Source organism: Psychrobacillus sp. FSL K6-1464 (genome assembly GCF_038003145.1).
Classification (GTDB): domain Bacteria; phylum Bacillota; class Bacilli; order Bacillales_A; family Planococcaceae; genus Psychrobacillus; species Psychrobacillus psychrotolerans.
In genome coordinates, this window is sequence record NZ_JBBOOP010000001.1 from 382,499 (window position 1) to 402,363 (window position 19,865).

A 19,865-nucleotide genomic window follows, 5' to 3' on the forward strand; every position below is an offset into this window, starting at 1 on the left:
CATATTATAACAAATAATCGCTTACCTTTTTTAATATTTCTTCTCCAGCTAATACCCCTGCATGATTTGTTATAGAAACGTGAGAGGGGAGATGTCCGCCTTTATGAATTGCTTCGCCGTGAGAGGGGATAAAGCCATAATCGGCATTTAAAACCATATCGAAGTCGAGCATGGAATCTCCGGCGGCAATGACTGTTTTTGCAGCAATTCGCTCTTTTACAAATTGAAGAGCTGTAGATTTGTTTATGCAGTTTGGCATGATATATACTTTTCTCCCCTGGTGGGAAAGAGTGAAACCTTGCTGATAGAAGATTTGCGAAAGACTTTCAAAATCTTCGATTGAAAATGCTTGTTCATCAATAATTAAGTACACAAACCATGATTCTGCTTGCATCACTTTAAGAACAAATTTGTTTTTTGTATAGGTATCGAGTTGGGGTAGTACGTCTTCTATGGAGGTACGATTATGCTGCATTTGAGCAATAACTTTATCTGACCATTCTTTAAGGGGTTTACCGTCCTCTAATATGACTGCTCCGTTGGATACAATTGCATATTTGGGTTTTTCTACTGTATGAAATAACCCAGTAATTCGATTGTATTGTTCAGCTGTTCTAGTTGTTACGGGCAAAAAGGTAATAGAGGGGGAAATATCCTTAAATAGCTGAAGCCCTTTATTGGTCATAAATGCAGTGGCTTTTTCTTCTACCCATTCTATAGCTGTAAAATCTTGTTCGCTAACTTCTTGACCACGTGAATTTTTACTATATATAAGTGTTCGATCTAAATCACTAGCAAATAGGATTGTCATAGCCGATCCTCCGATTCTATCAGTCCGATGGCAAGGTAAAAAAGCCCAGGTACAATTTCTGTAGGAATATTTTTTTCCTTACATAATAGAAGGATATGACGTAGAGATGGGTGTTTATCATCACTAAGTAATATTTTAAAAGGCTTCCTTCTTAATAACACTCTAGTCGTTTCTCCTACACTTGGCTTTACTTTACTAATATCAGCATTTCTATAGAACTTGTGAGCAATCGCTTCTACTTCTTGCATGCCTCTCCAAGTTCGTTCGTTTTTAATGGGAAACTCTTTGCTAAGTTCTTTGATAGTAGGTTCTTGCTCTTGGAATCGACTGGAGATATTAGCGATGAATTCATTGGATACATCCACTTCTTCCAAGTTAGCGTAATACTTTGCTCCGTGATAATCGTCTGCTGCTTGAAAAGCATTATTTAGTACAGTTCGACTAACTAATCCAGAGACTGTTGAGTTCAAACAAGCGTTTGGGATTAGAAAGTCTTCTCTAGTACCGAATAAGGTAGCACATTCGCCGGGGTCTGTTAAAACCGCCAGGTCATCATTTAAATTAAGGTTATAGGTTGCATTTAACTTTTGAATGGACTTTGTTAGCTCATTTTGAATAGCGCCTTTCCCTGTCCAACCATCGACGAATTGTATATGACTTTTTGGGTGAAGCTCTCTAATAGTGCGAACAGCCTGCTCATCGATTCCTCTTCCTCTTAGTATAGATATACTAAAGTGGGGCCACTTAAGTTTCAAATACTTTTCCGCATATCGTTTCATTAAAATCCCGATTGGACTTCCTGCTCTTGCAAGGGAAACGATTACTACGTCATCTGTACCTGCAAATTTTCTAACCCGTCTACTTAAAACCCCGACTAATTGTGCGATATGATCTGCCGAATCATACAAAGCCTGTTGGTATAGCTCTGTATATTCAGATGTCGGTCGATTTTCAATAGGTAAAGATTCGGAGTAGTGACTACCTCTTTCGAATAATTGTTCTCTAGATTCTACGGAAGACTCAATTTGAACATTTGATAAATCCTTCAGTAAAAAAGTTATATCTTCTGAAGGGTAGCTCGATTTAACCAATCCATCTGTATTAAAAACCATTATATTTCACCTCTAACTGGCATAGTGAGAGACAACCATGAAACAGGTGCTAACGTCTCTAAATGGGAGAGAAGAGGGAACCAAGTAGCAGGGTCCTGAACTGATTCAGAAATAACAATAATTTGTTCCCAATTTGTTTCGGACAGATTATATAGATATTGATCAATACCATTGGAATCCGGCAAACTAAATTTGCACTTATGCTGGATAGGGTATAATTCATCGGTTTTTGCTAAGATTGGACTTCGTGTCGTAGTTTGAACTTTAGTGTTATTACCAAAGGTGAGTGCAAATCTAAGTGGGAAATAGATGTTTTCGCCAATACCTATAACTAAAGTAGATTTATCCCTGTCTAGATTCGGGAGCTTATTGATAAATCTTTCTATCCAACCATCCATTTCTACATGAAGATCACTTGCTAAACCAAATCTTCCCGTGAAGTTGCAGTAGCTCCCATGTTCACTCTGATATTTAGAAGTAATTTCTAAAGCTAATTCTTCATCAGCAAACACAGTATGTGATTGCTTATCATCTAAAAAGGGAATTTCTTTTTCTTCAATCGTTGCTTCATTGAGCAGTTTAAATTGACCACCCATAATAGTAATAACATCTGCAGAAATATTATGTGTGTTCATGAGGTGGATAAAATCTTGTTGATGCGCTTCGGTTCTCCAGTCCAAAATAGAGAGGATTTTATACCGTTTACCAGGAAAAGAGACATTTAATGCAACGATTAGATTGGACAGTGTAAGACCAGTCGTTATTTCATCATCTATTAACACAATAGTTTCTGCTTCCTTTAATGTTTGTTCAGGTGCATAAACACTGTGAGATGTTGCATGGGAATGTTCTTCTTCAAAGTAAAAGGAAGGTTCCATATGTAGGATTTCTTCTCTAGTAGTATGGATGTAATGAGCATTTTCAAAGTGATGAAATACTGCATGGCCAAGGCCAGTTGCCGTTTCAGCAAATCCAATGAATACGGTCTTGTTTGGTAATTCAGTTTTATATGCGAGAGTGTCCAAGCTCAGTTGTCGATTTGGAATTTCTGAATTAATCATCTGAATAATTTCATTTACTAATGGATGACCGTCTAAACCTTCATCCTCCATAAGCATAGAAGCCAAAATAGTGCCTGTTCCAAGTGAAATGGCTGGATCCACTGCTAAGTGTTTTCCGAGGAGTCGACTTACGAATAAAAATTGTCGTTTTTTGTTTATTCTCACAGCCATTTGGAAAAGAGATTCCGGAGAGAAATTATATGGATTATTTTTAATGTCGATTTCTAGTTTCAAATCTCCGTGTAAATTATAAGTTTTTAATGTATTGAAGGAAGTCGAGTGATGTAACATGTTCTTTTAACACCCCATAGATTTCTGCTTGGGCAATAATCTTCTTAGCCCAGCTATAGTGAGGTTTTACCTCATTCATTTTGTTTCTAGCAGAACTTCGCAAAACTCCGTTTGTTCTGGATTCATTTTCTACGATTAAACACGCATCTTCAAATAACTCTTTAGGTACTATATATCCACTATTTACAATATTAACCTGAGAAGGATGAATACAGGTTTTACCGTAAAAACCATTTAAAAGGTCTTGCTGAACCTCAGCCCAGAGAATAGACTCTATACTATTTGGATCATTGAATAGACGAAAAGAATCCTGAGATTCAAAGTACTCATAAACTGGACCAGAAACAACAAAATTATCCTCTTTGCGATTGAATTTATTAAGTATATCGGTCAAACAGTTTGTGATGAGTAGCAACTCATATATTGTTCTGTTTCCTGGTCGTCGTAGACTGAATAGGCTAGTAAAATCCGTCGCACCAACCCGTATAGTGAGTATAAGTTCCTCGAATTGCTTGAAAACTGTATATAGGTTGGAAAGTTCTTGTTCTCTAGTCTCCGTGTAAATAATTTCTTTTGTTTCTAAAATAGGTAGTGCATATAAATGAATAGAGTGCAGACTGTTTAAATTTTGTAGACATAAAAAAAAGTTTGTTGCATTAGAAGAAGTACACTTTGGAAGGACAATTCCTGTAATAAAGCGAATGGTACTCCCTAATAAAGAAGCTATTTTGTCTAAATGTTGAACGGTTCTTACTCGGATAAATAAGAGAGGAATCTCATGTGTATCTAGTGAGCCAGTTTGTACTTTCTGTTCCATTGACTTTAATTCATTTACAACATTTAGTTCTGCGTCTAAAAGCTCTGAATCGGAAACAGCATCTTCTAAACAAATGATCGCGCTAGTTAAGTTCTTTAAATTATTATTCGATAGTTTATAGGTGAAATTGGGCATTGAACCTGGTAAGTATAAAGCTGCTCCCATAGCCATCCCTAATTTTTTTCTCTCCATATTGCTGGAGAAGTCGCTAGGTGGTATATGAAAGAATTGACGTATCTCTTTCTCACTAACCCCTCTGAATTGTCTCATATTTTCCACTCCTAAGAATGAAGAAGGGGAGTTATTAGGTATACCCAAATACCTCGGCATTCTTCAGATACTAAAACCTAAAACAAAAAGCAAGGTAGCATGCCCTTGCTTTTTGAGAGAAGTTATTAATTCAAGCCGAAATCTGAAACTAATGCTCCAAGACCGCCTTGGTATCCACTTCCGATTGCGTTGAATTTCCATTCGTTATTATGGCGATATAACTCACCGACAACAACTGCAGTTTCAATGGAGAAATCTTCCCCAAGATCATAGCGAATTATCTCTTCTTGTGTATCTGCATTTAAAATACGTACATATGAATTACTTACTTGACCAAAGTTTTGACCTCTGTCTTCTGCATCGTGAATAGTGATACTAAAAGCAACTTTATCAACAGAAGATGGTACAGTGGATAAGTTTATGTTCACTTGCTCGTCATCGCCATCTCCATCACCTGTACGGTTATCTCCTGTATGAACGACAGAACCATTACCACCAGTCGCATTATTATAGAAGATGAAGTCTGCTTCAGTAGCACATTTTCCATTACTGCCTAAAAGGAATACGGATGAGTCTAAGTCAAAGTCTTTCCCGCCATCGTATTTATTAGTGTCCCAACCTAATCCAACTGTTACATTTACTAAGCCTGGGTTCGATTTTGTTAAATCTACCTTTTGTCCTTTTGATAAGTTAATACCCATTAATAACCACTCCTTATAAGTATTTGTTTGCTATAGAACCGATATCTAAATCTGCTGTACCTTCGCCAATTGCAGAGAACTTCCATTCTGATCCATGACGATATAGTTCACCAGGGAACAAGGAAGTTTTCCCAGCGTAGCTTTCCGTCAAGTTATAATGTATTAACTCTTCTTTACTCCCGCTATCTACTAAGCGGATGAAGGCATTTTGGATAAGCCCAAAATCTTGTTTTCTTTGTTTTGCTTGATAAATATTAACTACAAACACCAACTTATGTACAGAAGGTGAAATAGCACTTAAGTTTACATTTATTACTTCATCGTCACCATCGCCATCACCTGTACGGTTATCGCCAGAATGGACAACACTGCCATCTTTACTAGTTTTGTTTCCAAAATAGACTAAGTTTTCTTTAGATAATAATTTGCCTTTTTCATCTAGAAGTATTACGGAGGCATCGCAATCTATTTCAGCGCCAGCAGCACTGCCGCCACCACCCAATAGTCCACCTAAAAATCCGCTTTTTTTCTTTTCTTTTACAACTGGATCCCAACCTAATCCGACCATAACACCAGATAAGGAAGATCTGCCTTTTGTTAAGTCAATTTTTTGACCTTTAACTAAATTAATACCCATTTCTTTACCTCCATTTTCTAGTCATATAATATATACGACGAAATGCTGTAATAAGTTTCAAAAACCAAAGCTTTTATTAGCAGAGGATAGTGTAATTTTATCAGAATTTTTCACCTTTAGCTATTAAGTTGAATGATATACATCTAGTTAATATAAATGGAATGATGCATTCGTAATAAAAGTAGAGGAGAAGCAAAATGTTTCTGGCAACATATCGCTTCTCCTCTATTATTATTAGTTCTTATTCAAAAACTCTAGTAAGTCTTGATGATTCTCTGGTGTTACTCCGTGCCCATCAGTATACGTTTTAAAAGTCACATTGGCTCCCGTAGTTTCGAAATACTCCTTACTACCTTGTCCCCATTGTGATGGAATTACGTAATCATAGTCCCCATGAGATATAAAGATGGATAAGTGAGTAGTACTTTGCTTACTATATTCTGTTTTTACAAAATCAGGTATATATCCACTTAATGCGACCACTTTACTGATTTCAGGTCCCATTGTTAGTGCTACTGTTTGAGCAAGGATAGCACCTTGACTAAAGCCTAGTATTGTAATGTCCTTAGGATCTAAGTTGTACTCAACTATTGCTTCTCGAATGAAAGCTTGAAGATGCGTGACAACTTTATCAAATACATCTCTTATAGGCTTTCCTATTTCTTCAATCAGGAAGAACGAATAGCCAGGTTTATGTACGATAGGACCCCGTAAGCTAAAAATATGATGCGTATTTTCAAAATCCTTTACTAGCTGAGGTAAATCTTCTTCATTACTCCCCATACCGTGTAGTAAAAATAAGGCTGGTTGTTTTTGATCAGCATTGTTAGGTGCCGTATGGTTAAATGTAAAAGGAGATTTCATATATTATACTTCCCTTCAATTAGAGTATGTCTATCTTATCATAGGTAGGGGGCGAAGCTTGTGGTGAGAGCTTTAACTGATGTTTTTTGCCGTACATATTTACAAGAATGACACTTGCAATAGCAACGAATCCTCCACCAATAGATAGGGCAGAAGGTAGCTCCTGCAACCAAATCCACGTCACAATAATTGCAACGACTGGCTCCAAATACAATGAATTTGAAACGGAGCTTGCCTCACTATAAGACAGCGCCATGGCCCATGTTAAATAAGCAATTGCAGTTGGGAATATCCCTATATAGACTGCAGAGATATTAGCCTCTAACGTTGCGTGTTGTATTCCCTCGAGAAGTCCAGGTGCAAAGAATAAAAAAGGTATCGTACCTACCCAAGTAAAGTAGGCAGTCAATTCAATGGCAGTATACTTTTTATATAAAGGTTTCTGATAAACAAAAAATATTGCGGTAGAAAAGGCTGCCATAATAACGAGAAATACTCCTGGTGAGATACCTAAAGATCCTCCACCTGTCCCTAAAGCAATCATTAGAATGCCGACAAATCCAAATGCTAATCCAAACCAACCAATTCTGCCGAGTCGTTCTTTTAATACGATGATCGCAATAATAGTTGTGAAGATAGGGGCGGAACCAATTAGCATACCTGCGGTTCCTGCAGATATCGATAGTTGCCCAAATGTAACACATAGATGGTATACACTAATCCCGATCAAGCCGAGAATGACTATTTTAAATAGATCTTCCTTGTGAGGTAATCGAAATTGGACTCCAGGCCACAAGGCAATAATAAAGAATATAATAGAAGCAATCAAAAATCGAACTAATATTAAATGCCCTGCAGTATATCCTCCCTGCAAGCTAGCACTAATGGAAGCAAACGAAGAACCCCAAATAGTTACTGAAAATAATGCCAGTATTAACGCTTTTGTATTCAAATATTTCACCAAACTTCCTAAACGGTTTAAAAAATCTTTAATTCTGCAAACAACTAATCCTACAATAATTTTATCATTCGTACAATAGGTGCTATCAACAAGCGAAAACAAGACCTGAGAATCTAGCCGATTCTCAGGTCTTGTTTCACTTCATATGGTAGTTAATCGCAGCAATTCCTAACGTTTTAGCAGCTACTAACATTGCACGTTCATCAAAATCGAACTTGGGGCTATGATGTGGGAAAACATCTCCTTCCGGCATGGCCCCCGTAAAGAAGAAAGTACCTGGAATTTCTTCTAGGTAATAACCAAAGTCCTCACCGATCATCAATAACTCAGATTCAATCACTTCGCTTACTCCTGGAACAGTTCTAGCGATTTCTGCAACATAGTCTGTTTCTTCTATATGATTAATTACAGGAGGATAGCCTCTTTCATATAGGAAAGAATAAGAGCAATCCGCTGTATAGCAATTGCCTTCTAAGACGCGTTTTAATTCATTTTCCATTAAATCTCTAACGTCAGGTTTAAATGTGCGGACGGTACCGGTCATTTTCACCGTATCTGCAATAATATTGAATGCGTTATCAGCGATGAAAGATCCTACAGAAAGCACTGCGGATTCAGTAGGATTTACTCGTCTAGAAACTAATTGCTGTAAGTTTACAACTAACTGTGAGGCAACTACGATAGAATCCTTTGTGTCGTGTGGATTTGCACCATGGCCGCCTTTTCCTTGGATAGTGATTGAAAAACGATCTGCTGCTGCCATAATGGGGCCACTTTTATATTCAATGGTACCGAGGGGCGTTTGAGACCATAAATGGGTGCCAAATATAACATCTACACCTTCCAAACAACCAGCCTCGATCATTGGTTTAGCGCCACCAGGAGCATATTCTTCCGCATGCTGATGGATAAATACATATTCACCTGCTAGTTGATCTTTAAATTCATTTATCGTCCGAGCAAGTATTAGTAATGCAGCGGTATGTCCGTCGTGACCACAAGCATGCATGACTCCTGGAACGGTTGATTTATAAGGGACATTTTTTTCGTCTTGGATGGGAAGAGCATCGAAGTCTGCTCGCAATGCAACAGTTTTGCCTGGTAAAGTTCCTTTTACTCTTGCAACAACCCCATTGCCGCCCACATTTGCTTGGAAAGGTATTTCTAATTCTGTATAGAATTTTTGTATATATTTTGCTGTTTCGACTTCTTGAAACGAAACTTCCGGATGCATATGTAAATAGCGCCGAATACTGACCATTTCATCGAATGATGCCTCAAGCTGTTTAATAATATCCATACTCATTTTTAATATTCTCCCCTTATCTGATTTTTCAATAAACAAAGTATATCAGAGATTGAAGTCATTTTTATGAACTTACGCATATTTCCCATTAAATAGACCAAGCTATTTTTATAGCAAATCAAAAGGAGGAAAGAAAAAGTGAATACATTACTCAAACTAGTATTTATGATGCTTCTCATCGGATTACTGACTGCATGTGGTAATAATAATGATGATGAAGCGAAAGACAACGGGACAGATAAAACAACAGAAAACACCGATATGGTAGATGAAGGCATGAATGGAACAGATGCAGGTACTACAGATGGCAATGCTACAAATGGCGGTACAACAAACGATACTAATGCACAAGATGTAGAAGTAGCCGATCAAGTAGCAGATAAAATTACAGAGTTAGAAGAAGTAGAATCGGCAAGTGTATTAGTAACAGACAATAATGCATACGTGGCAGTAGAACTAAAAGAAGGTACGGAAGAGACAGAAGAAATAAAAACTAAAATTTCAGATGCTGCTAAGAAAGAAAATGCTGACTTCAAAAATGTGTATGTATCAGCCAATCCAGATTTATCGCAACAGTTTAAAGATTATGGAGACAGAATAAGAGCAGATGAGCCGGTAGAAGGGTTCTTTAATGAATTCACAGATACAGTGGATAGAGTATTCCCGGACCGAGCAGAGTAATTATAAAGGAAAAAACCGATTCCCAAAGGAATCGGTTTTTTTACGGAAACAAGTTATTTTAAACCAATATTTGCTTTTACATCTACTTCTGCATATTTTCGTTGATCTGCTCGAGCACCAAAAAGTGTGCCGATCCAACCACCTAAGAATCCAAGAGGAACTGAAACTAAAGCTGGATTGGTGAGTGGGAAAAGAGCTTCCCCAGTAAAGGCCATTGAACCGTCCGCAGCCCATAAGTTAGGGCTTATTGCCACAAGTATAAGAGCGGAAAGGAGACCAGTGATTATAGCGGTCAAAGCACCAGTGGTATTAAAGTTTTTCCAGTAAATTGTATAAATGATTACTGGGAGGTTTGCACTTGCTGCAATACAAAATGCAAGAGAAACTAGGAATGCCACGTTCATAGACTGTGCACCGAGTGCTAGCAGTATAGAGAAAGCAGAAACCCCAACAGAAGCAAGACGCGCAGCGTTCATTTGTTGTTTTTCTGTTGCTTTACCTTTTTTGAAAATTTGTCCATATAAATCATGTGCAAAAGCGGATGCTCCTGAAAGCACCAAGCCAGCTACAACGGCTAAGATTGTAGCAAATGCAACTGCTGAGACAAACGACATTAGAATATCTCCACCTAAAGCCTGTGCTAATAAAGGAGCAGCCATATTTCCAGCCGGATTAGCTGCTATGATTGCATCAGAACCTACAAATGCAGCAGCACCAAATCCTAAGAAAATAGTTAATACATAGAAGATCCCTACAATCCAAGTAGCGTAAACAACGGAGCTACGAGCCGTTTTTGCATCTTTTACAGTAAAGAAACGCATTAGAATATGTGGTAAACCAGCAGTTCCTAGCACTAATGCAATCATCATAGATATCGTATCTAGTCCGTTTGTATATTTCACACCAGGATGTAAATATGCTTCACCATTAGCGGTTATGGATTTCATTTCTGTAAACATGCCTAGAATATTAAAGTTGAATTTCCACAATACTAGGACGGAAATAAGCACAGTGCCGACCATCAACAAGGCAGCTTTTATGATTTGTACCCAGCTAGTTGCAGCCATTCCACCCCATAGTACATAAATAGTCATCATGACACCGACTAAAAGAACAGCAACCCAATAATCGATTCCTAATAATAATTGAATAAGTGCACCTGCACCTACAAGCTGTGCAATCATATAAAACAAAACAATAGTTAATGTACTTATAGCAGCCGCTGCACGAATTTTCTTTTGATCGAACCTAGCAGTAATCATATCTGCAAGAGTATATTTCCCGAGATTTCGTAGTGGCTCAGCTACAATATATAACACAACCAAGTAAGCTACTAAATAACCAATGCTGTAAAAGAAACCATCAAAACCGAAAAGTGCGATTGCGCCTGCGATACCTAAGAAAGAAGCAGCGGATAAGTAATCTCCAGCAATCGCAATTCCATTTTGCCAGCCAGTTAATCCGCCACCAGCTGTATAAAATTCACTGGCTGAGTTTGTACGCTTGGAGGCTATATATGTAACAAATAAAGTTAGTCCAACTATTGCTACAAAAAATGCCAATCCTATTACATTCATTTATAGTCACCAGCCTTTTCTTTTTCAAAAATAATCTCTGCTTCTTTATCAAAATCATTGGCACGGCGGACATAAACCATGCATAATACCCATGTCATTACAAAGAGTGAAAGAGCATAAATCCAAACCCAAGCGATGTCACCAAATGCATTATTATTTAAAATAGTCGTATAAGAAGTCAAAATGGGAAGCAAAATATAACTCAGTAAGAAAAATATTGTTATTGGTAAAATAAATTTGTTTTTCTTTCTTTTCAGGGATTTGAACTCTGTACTTTCTGCAATCGCAGAATAATTAGGCGGACCCCCTTTTTGGGGTGTTGTTTTCTTTTTATCTAGAGGTTTCGTCTTATTTAAAGCAGTTTCGGTCTTAATCGCCATGCACGTTCCTCCTAAATTATATTCAATTTTTAGAATTTTCTATCTAAAAACTGTAAATCTATCATAATAAAGATTAATAGAGTAAGCAATTATTAATTCACAAAATATTCATATTTATGTCATAACTCCTATTGATATTATTTAAAAATAGTATTAGCGAAAGATAGATAAGTCGGATTATGCAATTTCTCAGCTAAAAATGATAACATAGATAAGTTGAATAAATTACGTATTTACTTACGATAAAGAAGGAGGTTTGTTCATGAGCCAATCAGCAACCTTAGTTAAGACATTGCGCTGTAATTTAATGATTACTAATAAAGCGCGCAAAGGAATTCAGGAATGGTCAACTGATGAACATGCCTTTTTTAACATACAGAGTTCTTTTGAAGTACATATTGAAAAGCGCCCAGTAAATAATCATGGAAATACATCACTGTCCATATATTTTGATAATGTAGCAAACAATAAGCTAGCTGAAAAAATGGATAACCGTGTAGTAGTGATGGAGTGTATCCTGCAAAAAGACGGTTTACTTGCAACAGGTCTTTATGTGAGAGGTCCGAAGGTTCCTGTTCGTACTAATCGCCGTCTCCCGGTCAATTTAACATTTGTTACTGCTAAAAATAATGGTGCAGGCATGCCGCTAGCATTGCATACAAAAATTCAAGAACTCCCTGTAGCAGAAGAGCGTTCAGAGTATGTAAAAAAACGAATTTCTAGTTGGGAAGGTTATTTGAAGATTCAAGAGCGTAATGCAGATATTGCGGATATAACTAGTCCATACTCTAAACTTATCTTCAATGCAGATTTTAGTCGTATGAGCTTGCAAGGCTGTACGATGAATGCGAACGAATGGAAAAACTTAAGAGGTCTTAGTGTAACGTTAAAAGGTTTCCAAAATGACGTAGGCGATATATTGAAATCAGATCGAGCAAAACAAACAATTGAAATAGAAATCAAGCCAAAATATAGAGAACTTGCAAGGAAAAATCAATGGAATCCCAAATCGAAAGAGGTAGTTTTTAGTAATTTCGCCTCCCTCAGTCAAATTAGACGTCTACGGAAGGGATTTGAAGATTTACAAAATGGGTTAGCTGCCAATCCAAATCTCGAGAAAATTTTATTCGAAGATCGGCCAACCATTCGTGTGAATGCAAAGCGTAAAGAATTAGAATTCCATAACCAGCTAAACGAATTCCAACAAGAAGCGGTAATTGGTGCGATGTCAGCGGAAGATTTATATGTAATTCAAGGTCCGCCTGGCACTGGAAAAACAACGGTCATCTCTGAAATATGTCAACAAAATGCAAAGGCCGGGTTACGTACTCTTGTAGCGTCTCAATCTAATTTAGCAGTAGACAATGCACTTAGTAGATTACTTTCAAACAAAGAAATTCGTATTCTGCGATTCGGTAGGACAGAAAGTATTGAAGAAGAGGGCAAAAGGTTTATCGAAGAAAACGTGGGGCAGTATTGGAAAGAACAAACTTTATCTGCCTTACAAAAAGAGTTGGATGAACACTCTTTAAGAGAAGGTCAGCTCCTTAAACAAATAGCTGGATGTAAGCTTCAAATTGAGGAACTTAGTAAAGAACAAATTTTATTGAAAAAAGCTATTGAACAAAAAGCAGAAGCAAAAGTGGAGTATGAGTTAGGAATAGAAGAGATTAAAAAGTTAAAAAAAGCATTGGTTTTATTAAAAAAAGATCATGAAGAGCTAGAATCAAGACTATACGAAGTACGAGTAAAGTCGGAAGCTTTAGCGCATGAAGTAAATACTATGGAGCAATTCCTTGTGTCTAATCCGACTAAGCAAGAACTTGTCACCGAAATAGACTCTCTTATGGTAGAGATAAAGGGAATTCAAAATTACCTTGTATATAAGGACACGATAGCGTCCCTGCAACAAACAGAAGCAAATGTAGAAACATATAGAGAGAAGTATCAAACCGTACTGACAAAGTTAAATCATCTTGAAAGGTTAAAGACTGATATAGATTCTATCAAGAAGATAGATCAGCTGAAAAGTACAATGAAAGAGTATGGAATAGAACTATCATCGCAACTACAGCAACAGATGGCTGAATTAGATGAGCTAATAGACAAAATTAAAGCATTCAATGATTGGCAAGATTTAAACTCTCGCTTACACGCTGCTATAGATTATGTAGAAAAGTTACTTCTCAAGTATAAATTCCCTGTTGAAAATGTAAAAAACAACATGGGAAGAAGCGGTATTTTGTTTGATACTGAATATACGGTAAAAGAAATTCATCAGTTTATGAATCGGATGAAGCACATTATGACGGGTGATGATGAACTAACAACCGAAAAGTTAGCTATATTACTGGAAGGATTATATGTAAGAGAAAAATTTGTGATAAAGCAGAAATCAATGATTCAGTTAGTAAAAAATAGTTCCATTACTAAGTTTCAAACGATTAAGTCACAAGTGCTCAGTGATAGCAATAGAGAGTTTATATCACTTCAACATCTTCAAACTGATATAGCTAATAAGACGATAAATGAAAAGAAACAACTAGAGTTTCTTCAAAAGACAGTGAATGAGCTAAAGACGGAGATCGATACAACCAATCTACTCTTGATACACTCGGATTTAAGAGGCAGGAAATCGGAAATCGAAGTCTCTCTTGCCAAATTGAAGAAAACGAAAGAAACGGTTATAAGTTATATGGAACAACTGGAAATGAAAAAGAATCATTTTCAACAGCTAACCAAGGAACTAGAGGGAAAACAAGCTATTCTCCAAGACAACGATCAAAAAATTAAACAAGTGAATGCAGATGGTTTAGAGCAAGAGCGCAAACTAAAAGCTTTAGATGAAATTATACTTCAAAACCCTGAACATGCATTCGACAAAGTAGGGGAAACGATAAAAGAAACTAAAGAAGAAATAGTAAAGCTTCAACTAGAGAAGGATCGCCTTCCAATTACGCAAACAGTGCAAAAAGACTGGTACTCACTATTAAAGGATGCAAATGACCACGATTTAGATGAAATTCGTAAGTTATATGTTCGTCATGCCAATGTTATTGGAACAACATGTGTTGCATCTGCGCGTAAAGAATTTATGGAAAACTACCCTGTTTTTGATGTAGTTATAATAGATGAAGTTTCTAAAGCAACTCCACCTGAATTGCTTTTACCAATGTTAAAAGGCAAGAAAGTTATTCTAGTTGGTGATCATCATCAGCTACCACCTCTTGTTGGAGAGGATACTCTAGATGAAACACTACAGGCTATACTAGAAGAAAGTGAAAATCTAGAGGAAAAGGATGAGTTAAAAAAACTTTTAAAGGAATCATTATTTGAACGGTTATTCAAAAATTTACCTAAGACGAGTAAAACGATGCTAGCAATCCAGTATAGAATGCATGAAAGTATAATGCAGACAATCACTCCGTTTTATGAGGAAGAGAATTATCGACTCCAATGTGGGTTGGTTGATTCAGATTCTGCCCGAGACCACCTACTTGAATCGCGCTACGTGAATAGAAAAGACCATCTGTTATGGATAGATATGCCTAACCAAAAACCGTATTTTGAAGAGCGTATGAAGGATGGGAAAAGTCGTTTTAACCAAGCGGAGTTAGATACTATTCGTGACGTACTAATAGATTTAAATGAGGCTACGGCAATTGCTAAAAAAGAAGGAAGAATGAATCCTGATGAACGTAAAAGTATTGGGGTCATTAGTTTTTACGGGGAGCAGGTCAAGCGAATTGATCGACTTATTCAACAGCAGGTTAACTTAACTCATTTGACCTTCCGAACTGGAACTGTAGATAAGTTTCAAGGGATGGAGATGGATGTCATCTTACTAAGTATGGTAAGGAACAATCAAGAAAAGAGTGGAGACATTGGATTTGCTAATGACTACCGTCGCTTAAATGTGGCATTATCAAGAGCAAGAGAGTTGCTTGTTTTAGTAGGAAGCTCCGATATGTTCACTAAACGAGCAAAACAAAAAACTTCTAGAGAAATGTATGGTCGCTTGCTTCAAATTGTAAAAGATAAGAACGGATGGACTAACTTTCAAGGTGCCAGAAAGAAATAATGTTTAGGTTATAGGAGTATATTAAAATGATTGAACTAGAAAAACGCCTCAAAAAAGAGTTACTACAAAATGTTCAAGCTAAAGTAGTTTCATCCACAGCGTGGACGATTCCACTTCATACAATTGAAGTGGAATATAAACCTGTAAAACGTATAAAAATGGATGTTCTAATGAAAATGATGTTGATAACATGTCAAAAAGCAAAAGTAACAAGTGCTATGCAAATTAGTGAGTTACTACTTGTGGAGCAGTTATTTATGGAAGATTTGATCAACATTATGAAGAGAACTCAATTAGTAGAAATAAAAAATCAAGTTTATACGTTAACTGAAAAAGGGATTAAACAACTCAACGATGGAATATTTGAAGAAGAACTAGATGCTCAAAGCCAGAATTTACTTTATAGCCCAAGCCACTCTACTTTTCTACAGGGAGAAATAAAACCGGCATTGGACGGCGAAGAAACGTTGAATCTTTTCCGATATGCCTCGGAGGAAAAAGTAAGATTTAAATGGGCAGAAGACGTACTAGTTGATGCACTTCAAGCAAATGGAATGGAAAAAGTGGATGGAGATCTTCAAACCGTTGTATCTGAAATTGTATCCAACACGGAACTATATGTAGATGATGTTCCTTGCTTTGAATTTATTTTATACAATCCATCAGAGGATCTTCTGTACGCGAGAGTCTGGAATACATTTCTTGACCAATGGGATGAAACACTCGAAAATGAGCTGAATGAAAAAGAACGAGTTATTTGGCGAGAGAAATTTTTAAAAGAGTAGGGAAATGTAAGGTTATTTTATATAAAGTCTATTTCGCTAAATTTGCGAAATGGACTTTATTTTTTTGTGCAGTATAGGGATATATAGAGAGATAGAGCTTCCCTCTAAATAGTTTATAGGTAAAATATACTGATTTGAAATAATAATTTGAAAACCAACTACTTTAGATTTAGGTAAATTAGGACTATTTTTTTGTGCAGTCATCAAGTAAATTAGTAGTATGAAATAAAAAATTAGAATAGTCTATAAATTCAATGATTAGGAGAAAAAATTTTGAATATTAAGAGAAAACTAACCTTAGGATTCCTAGCGGTGATACTTATTTTAAGTCTAGTTGCGGGTATTGGAATTAGGTCATTAATGGAAACGTTCAATAAAATGAACGCCGTAGTTAACGATGGATATAAAAAAATTGAGCTTATATCTGACATACGCTATGAATTCAACAACAAAGCAAAAGGGATTTCTTATCTCGTCTTAACTGAATCTGAAAGCGAAATGCAAAAAGAAATAGAAAGTATTCGTTCAGCAGGTGATAGAGGGGGTATAGCAATTGAAGAACTTGAAAGTTTAGTCAATACACAAGAGGGGGCTAACCTTCTTTTAGAGATCAAGCAAAAGCGAATGAATTTCTCCGATCTTGTGGAAAGGGAAATTACTTTAGTTCAAGATGGTAAAAAAGAAGAAGCCTCTGATCTAGTGAGGACAGAAGGGAAGGCTATTCAACAAGAATTTTTCGATTCACTGTTTAAACTAGTTAACTTTTATGAAACAGACATGGATGCTACGCTTGTTAAAGCTGATTCAGAATATAAGAGTACTTCAATAGTTTTGACTCTTCTTGCTCTAATAGGAATTATTTTAGGAATCATTATTTCCATTTCTGTAACTAGAGGAATAGTTAAAGGACTTAACAATCTCTCTAGAGTTATGAGCGATTTTTCGACAGGCCAAACTAACTTGTCCAGTCGAATAGAAGGTATAACAAATGATGAACTGGGACAACTATCTATATCATTCAACACGATGGCAGAAACACTTGAGAACCAAGTGAAAAAAGAACTTGAAATAAGTACTAGAAATGAAGGACAAGCATGGATGATGAAAAATCTTGCTGATGTAACTACTTCTCTCCAAAGCTCAAAAGATTTAAGCTCCTTTTCTCACAACTTTATACAAGCGGTAACTCCATTAGTAGGTGGCAAATATGGTGTTTTTTATTTAAATGAAGAAATTGAAGAAGAGCCTGTATTTAAACTAACTGGAACTTACGCTTATAAACAACAAGATGATACAAATAGGATTATTAGGTTAGGGGAAGGTTTGATAGGTCAGAGTGCATTGTCTAAAGAAACAATCAGCCTTGTTGATATTCCGGAAAGTTATATACATATTGCTTCTGGAGTAGGAAAAGCTATTCCCAAGCAAATCCTCATTATACCTATAGTATTTGAGGGCAAGATTAAAGCGGTTTATGAAATAGCCTCTTTCCAACAGTTTAGTAGTATTGAACAGAAGTTACTAGAAGAGTTAGCTGACTATTCAGGAATTATAATTGACAATATAACTGGTCGTAAAAAAATGTTGGAGTTACTTCAAGAGTCACAAACGATGACAGAAGAACTGCAAACACAATCCGAAGAGCTGTCAACTCAACATGAAGAGTTGAAGCGTTTTAACGAAGAATTGGAAACACAGACAAAAGCATTAATACAATCCGAACTGACGCTTCAACAACAGGCAAGAGAATTAGAGTTATCTAATAGTGAACTAGAGGAAAAAGCACTCTTACTCGAAGAGCACAATCAAAAGTATGAATTAAAAAACAAGGAAGTAGAGAGAGCAAAGACTGAGTTAGAGGAAAAGGCTACACAATTAGAACTAACTTCTAAATACAAGTCCGAATTTTTAGCGAATATGTCCCATGAATTGAGGACACCTTTAAATAGCCTGCTCATTTTATCTAAGTTATTAGCAGAAAATAAATTTCACAACTTATCTGATAAACAAGTGCAATATGCGCAGACGATTAACTCAGCCGGCTGTGATTTGTTAGATCTCATAAGTGATATTTTGGACTTATCTAAAATTGAGTCTGGAAAAGTTGAAATCCAAGTAAATGAAGTGAAGATACAAGAAGTTACTGACTTTGTGGAAAGAAACTTTCATGCTACAGCATACGATAAAGGTCTTGAACTTCATATAATAAATGAAATTAATACGGAAGATATTCTTCATACGGATGAAAAAATACTTCAGCAAATACTTAAAAACCTAATTGCAAATGCTATCAAATTTACGGATAATGGCAGCGTTACGTTGCAAGTATCGCATGTTTCAAAGGATAATTTGAATTTAAATCGCGCAGAAGAAACCGATTATATCTCCTTTTCTGTAACAGATACAGGCATTGGTATTCCTCAAAACAAACAAGCGATTATTTTTGAGGCGTTTCAACAAGCTGATGGAACTACTAGTAGGAAATACGGAGGAACTGGGCTTGGCCTATCTATAAGTAGAGAACATGCTTCCTTATTAAATGGGGAAATTATAGTTGAAAGTGAAGAAGGTATAGGTAGTACATTTAAACTATTCATACCAACTGTTCTTAATCATCAGGTTTATGCAGTAGAGAAGGAAATTGCAACCACGATAGATGTAGTTGAGGTTGGAGACTACATGGACAATGAACTTGCAGAAGTTGAGAGTCGAGTATTAATTGTCGAAGAAAATAATATTCAACGAGACGGCATAAGAGAGATTATATCTTCCCATTATTCCACTACAAAGGTAACAGCAGTTACATCAGGGAAAGAAGCAATAAGGGCATTACAGGCACAAAGTTATAAATGCATTATATTAAATCTAGGATTACAGGATATGACGGTAAATCAATTACTAAAGCAGTTAAAAGAACAGGATGAATGGAATAAGACTCCTGTTATTATTTATACAGAAAAAGAATTGACAGTAAGGGAAGAAATGGAATTAAAACATTTTACAGAAATAATCATCGTCAAAGGTATAAACTCATCTGAACGTCTACTGAACGAAATTTGTCGGTTCATTTCCCGTGAGGACAAAAGTACTTTAGAAGAATCTATACTTAAACCTACTTTGCCCATTAAGACAAACGAACTGTTCTTTAGTGGTAAAAAGATTTTAATCGTAGATGATGATGTTCGTAATGTCTTTGCTTTATCTAGTATCTTAGAGGGATATGATATGGATGTACTTTTTGCTGAAAATGGTCTAGAAGCGTTAAATATGATAAGTACGAATACTGATATAGACCTTATATTAATGGATATTATGATGCCCGAAATGGATGGTTTTGAAGCAATATCTAAGATTCGAGATATGGAACAATTTAAAAGTCTGCCAATCATCGCATTAACTGCTAAGGCAATGCAAGAAGATCGAGAAAAGTGTATTGCAGTGGGAGCTTCCGACTATATTTCGAAACCAATTATCAACGATCAGCTTTTATCGTTAATGAGAGTTTGGTTATACTCATAAGGAGGTAAAGT

The 19,865-nt window shown here is 36.3% G+C and carries 15 protein-coding genes; 4 read left to right on the forward strand and 11 right to left on the reverse strand.

Features of this window, described 5'->3' with window-relative positions; all coding sequences use genetic code 11:
• Positions 1-4 precede the first annotated feature (4 nt).
• The 9 genes from MKX39_RS01940 to MKX39_RS01980 all read right to left on the reverse strand — a co-directional run bounded on the left by MKX39_RS01940 (position 5) and on the right by MKX39_RS01980 (position 8,831).
• A complete protein-coding gene (locus MKX39_RS01940) occupies positions 5-811 on the reverse strand; it encodes an HAD family hydrolase (protein WP_340768065.1) in 807 nt (268 codons plus the stop codon).
• On the reverse strand, positions 808-1,923 hold the full coding sequence (locus MKX39_RS01945; RefSeq protein WP_340768066.1) for a cysteine protease StiP family protein: 1,116 nt from the start codon (positions 1,921-1,923) through the stop codon (positions 808-810). The genes MKX39_RS01940 and MKX39_RS01945 overlap by 4 nt, the downstream gene beginning before the upstream one ends.
• Positions 1,923-3,275: a phosphoribosyltransferase domain-containing protein gene (locus MKX39_RS01950; protein WP_340768067.1), complete on the reverse strand. Its 1,353-nt coding sequence runs from the start codon at positions 3,273-3,275 to the stop codon at positions 1,923-1,925. Before MKX39_RS01950 ends, MKX39_RS01945 begins: the two co-directional genes overlap by 1 nt.
• Positions 3,232-4,362 (reverse strand): HpcH/HpaI aldolase/citrate lyase family protein, encoded by a 1,131-nt coding sequence (locus MKX39_RS01955; RefSeq protein ID WP_340768069.1) that lies wholly within the window; start codon positions 4,360-4,362, stop codon positions 3,232-3,234. Before MKX39_RS01955 ends, MKX39_RS01950 begins: the two co-directional genes overlap by 44 nt.
• Positions 4,363-4,487: 125 nt before the next feature.
• Positions 4,488-5,063 carry a TerD family protein gene (locus MKX39_RS01960; RefSeq protein ID WP_340768070.1) on the reverse strand — a complete coding sequence of 192 codons (576 nt, stop codon included), beginning with the start codon at positions 5,061-5,063 and terminating at the stop codon, positions 4,488-4,490.
• Between the two features lie 13 nt (positions 5,064-5,076).
• The gene (locus MKX39_RS01965) at positions 5,077-5,700 is read right to left on the reverse strand and encodes a TerD family protein (protein WP_093536173.1); all 624 of its coding nucleotides are present in this window, start codon (positions 5,698-5,700) and stop codon (positions 5,077-5,079) included.
• Positions 5,701-5,934: 234 nt separating this feature from the next.
• Positions 5,935-6,564 carry an alpha/beta hydrolase gene (locus MKX39_RS01970; protein WP_340761310.1) on the reverse strand — a complete coding sequence of 210 codons (630 nt, stop codon included), beginning with the start codon at positions 6,562-6,564 and terminating at the stop codon, positions 5,935-5,937.
• Between the two features lie 19 nt (positions 6,565-6,583).
• Positions 6,584-7,525 (reverse strand): DMT family transporter, encoded by a 942-nt coding sequence (locus MKX39_RS01975; RefSeq protein WP_322788066.1) that lies wholly within the window; start codon positions 7,523-7,525, stop codon positions 6,584-6,586.
• Positions 7,526-7,661: 136 nt separating this feature from the next.
• Positions 7,662-8,831, reverse strand: a complete 1,170-nt coding sequence (locus tag MKX39_RS01980) for a M20 family metallopeptidase (RefSeq protein WP_340768072.1) — start codon at positions 8,829-8,831, stop codon at positions 7,662-7,664.
• Between the two features lie 138 nt (positions 8,832-8,969).
• Here MKX39_RS01980 and MKX39_RS01985 point away from each other — a divergent pair, with 138 nt between their 5' ends.
• On the forward strand, positions 8,970-9,512 hold the full coding sequence (locus MKX39_RS01985) for a YhcN/YlaJ family sporulation lipoprotein (protein WP_340768073.1): 543 nt from the start codon (positions 8,970-8,972) through the stop codon (positions 9,510-9,512).
• A gap of 53 nt (positions 9,513-9,565) precedes the next feature.
• On the opposite strand, the gene MKX39_RS01990 is transcribed toward MKX39_RS01985, so the two are convergent.
• Together MKX39_RS01990 and MKX39_RS01995 are read right to left on the reverse strand one after the other, a co-directional pair.
• Positions 9,566-11,089, reverse strand: coding sequence for a solute symporter family protein (locus tag MKX39_RS01990; protein WP_340761313.1), 1,524 nt, complete (start codon positions 11,087-11,089; stop codon positions 9,566-9,568).
• Complete coding sequence (locus tag MKX39_RS01995; RefSeq protein WP_093536163.1) at positions 11,086-11,469, reverse strand: DUF485 domain-containing protein; 384 nt, start codon at positions 11,467-11,469, stop codon at positions 11,086-11,088. The genes MKX39_RS01990 and MKX39_RS01995 overlap by 4 nt, the downstream gene beginning before the upstream one ends.
• A gap of 262 nt (positions 11,470-11,731) precedes the next feature.
• On the opposite strand from MKX39_RS01995, the gene MKX39_RS02000 reads away from it, so the two are divergent.
• The 3 genes from MKX39_RS02000 (at position 11,732) to MKX39_RS02010 (ending at position 19,854) form a co-directional block, all read left to right on the forward strand.
• On the forward strand, positions 11,732-15,550 hold the full coding sequence (locus MKX39_RS02000) for a DEAD/DEAH box helicase (RefSeq protein ID WP_340768074.1): 3,819 nt from the start codon (positions 11,732-11,734) through the stop codon (positions 15,548-15,550).
• Positions 15,551-15,576: 26 nt separating this feature from the next.
• Positions 15,577-16,335, forward strand: a complete 759-nt coding sequence (locus MKX39_RS02005) for a hypothetical protein (protein ID WP_340768075.1) — start codon at positions 15,577-15,579, stop codon at positions 16,333-16,335.
• Between the two features lie 273 nt (positions 16,336-16,608).
• On the forward strand, positions 16,609-19,854 hold the full coding sequence (locus tag MKX39_RS02010; protein WP_340768077.1) for a response regulator: 3,246 nt from the start codon (positions 16,609-16,611) through the stop codon (positions 19,852-19,854).
• Positions 19,855-19,865: the final 11 nt, after the last annotated feature.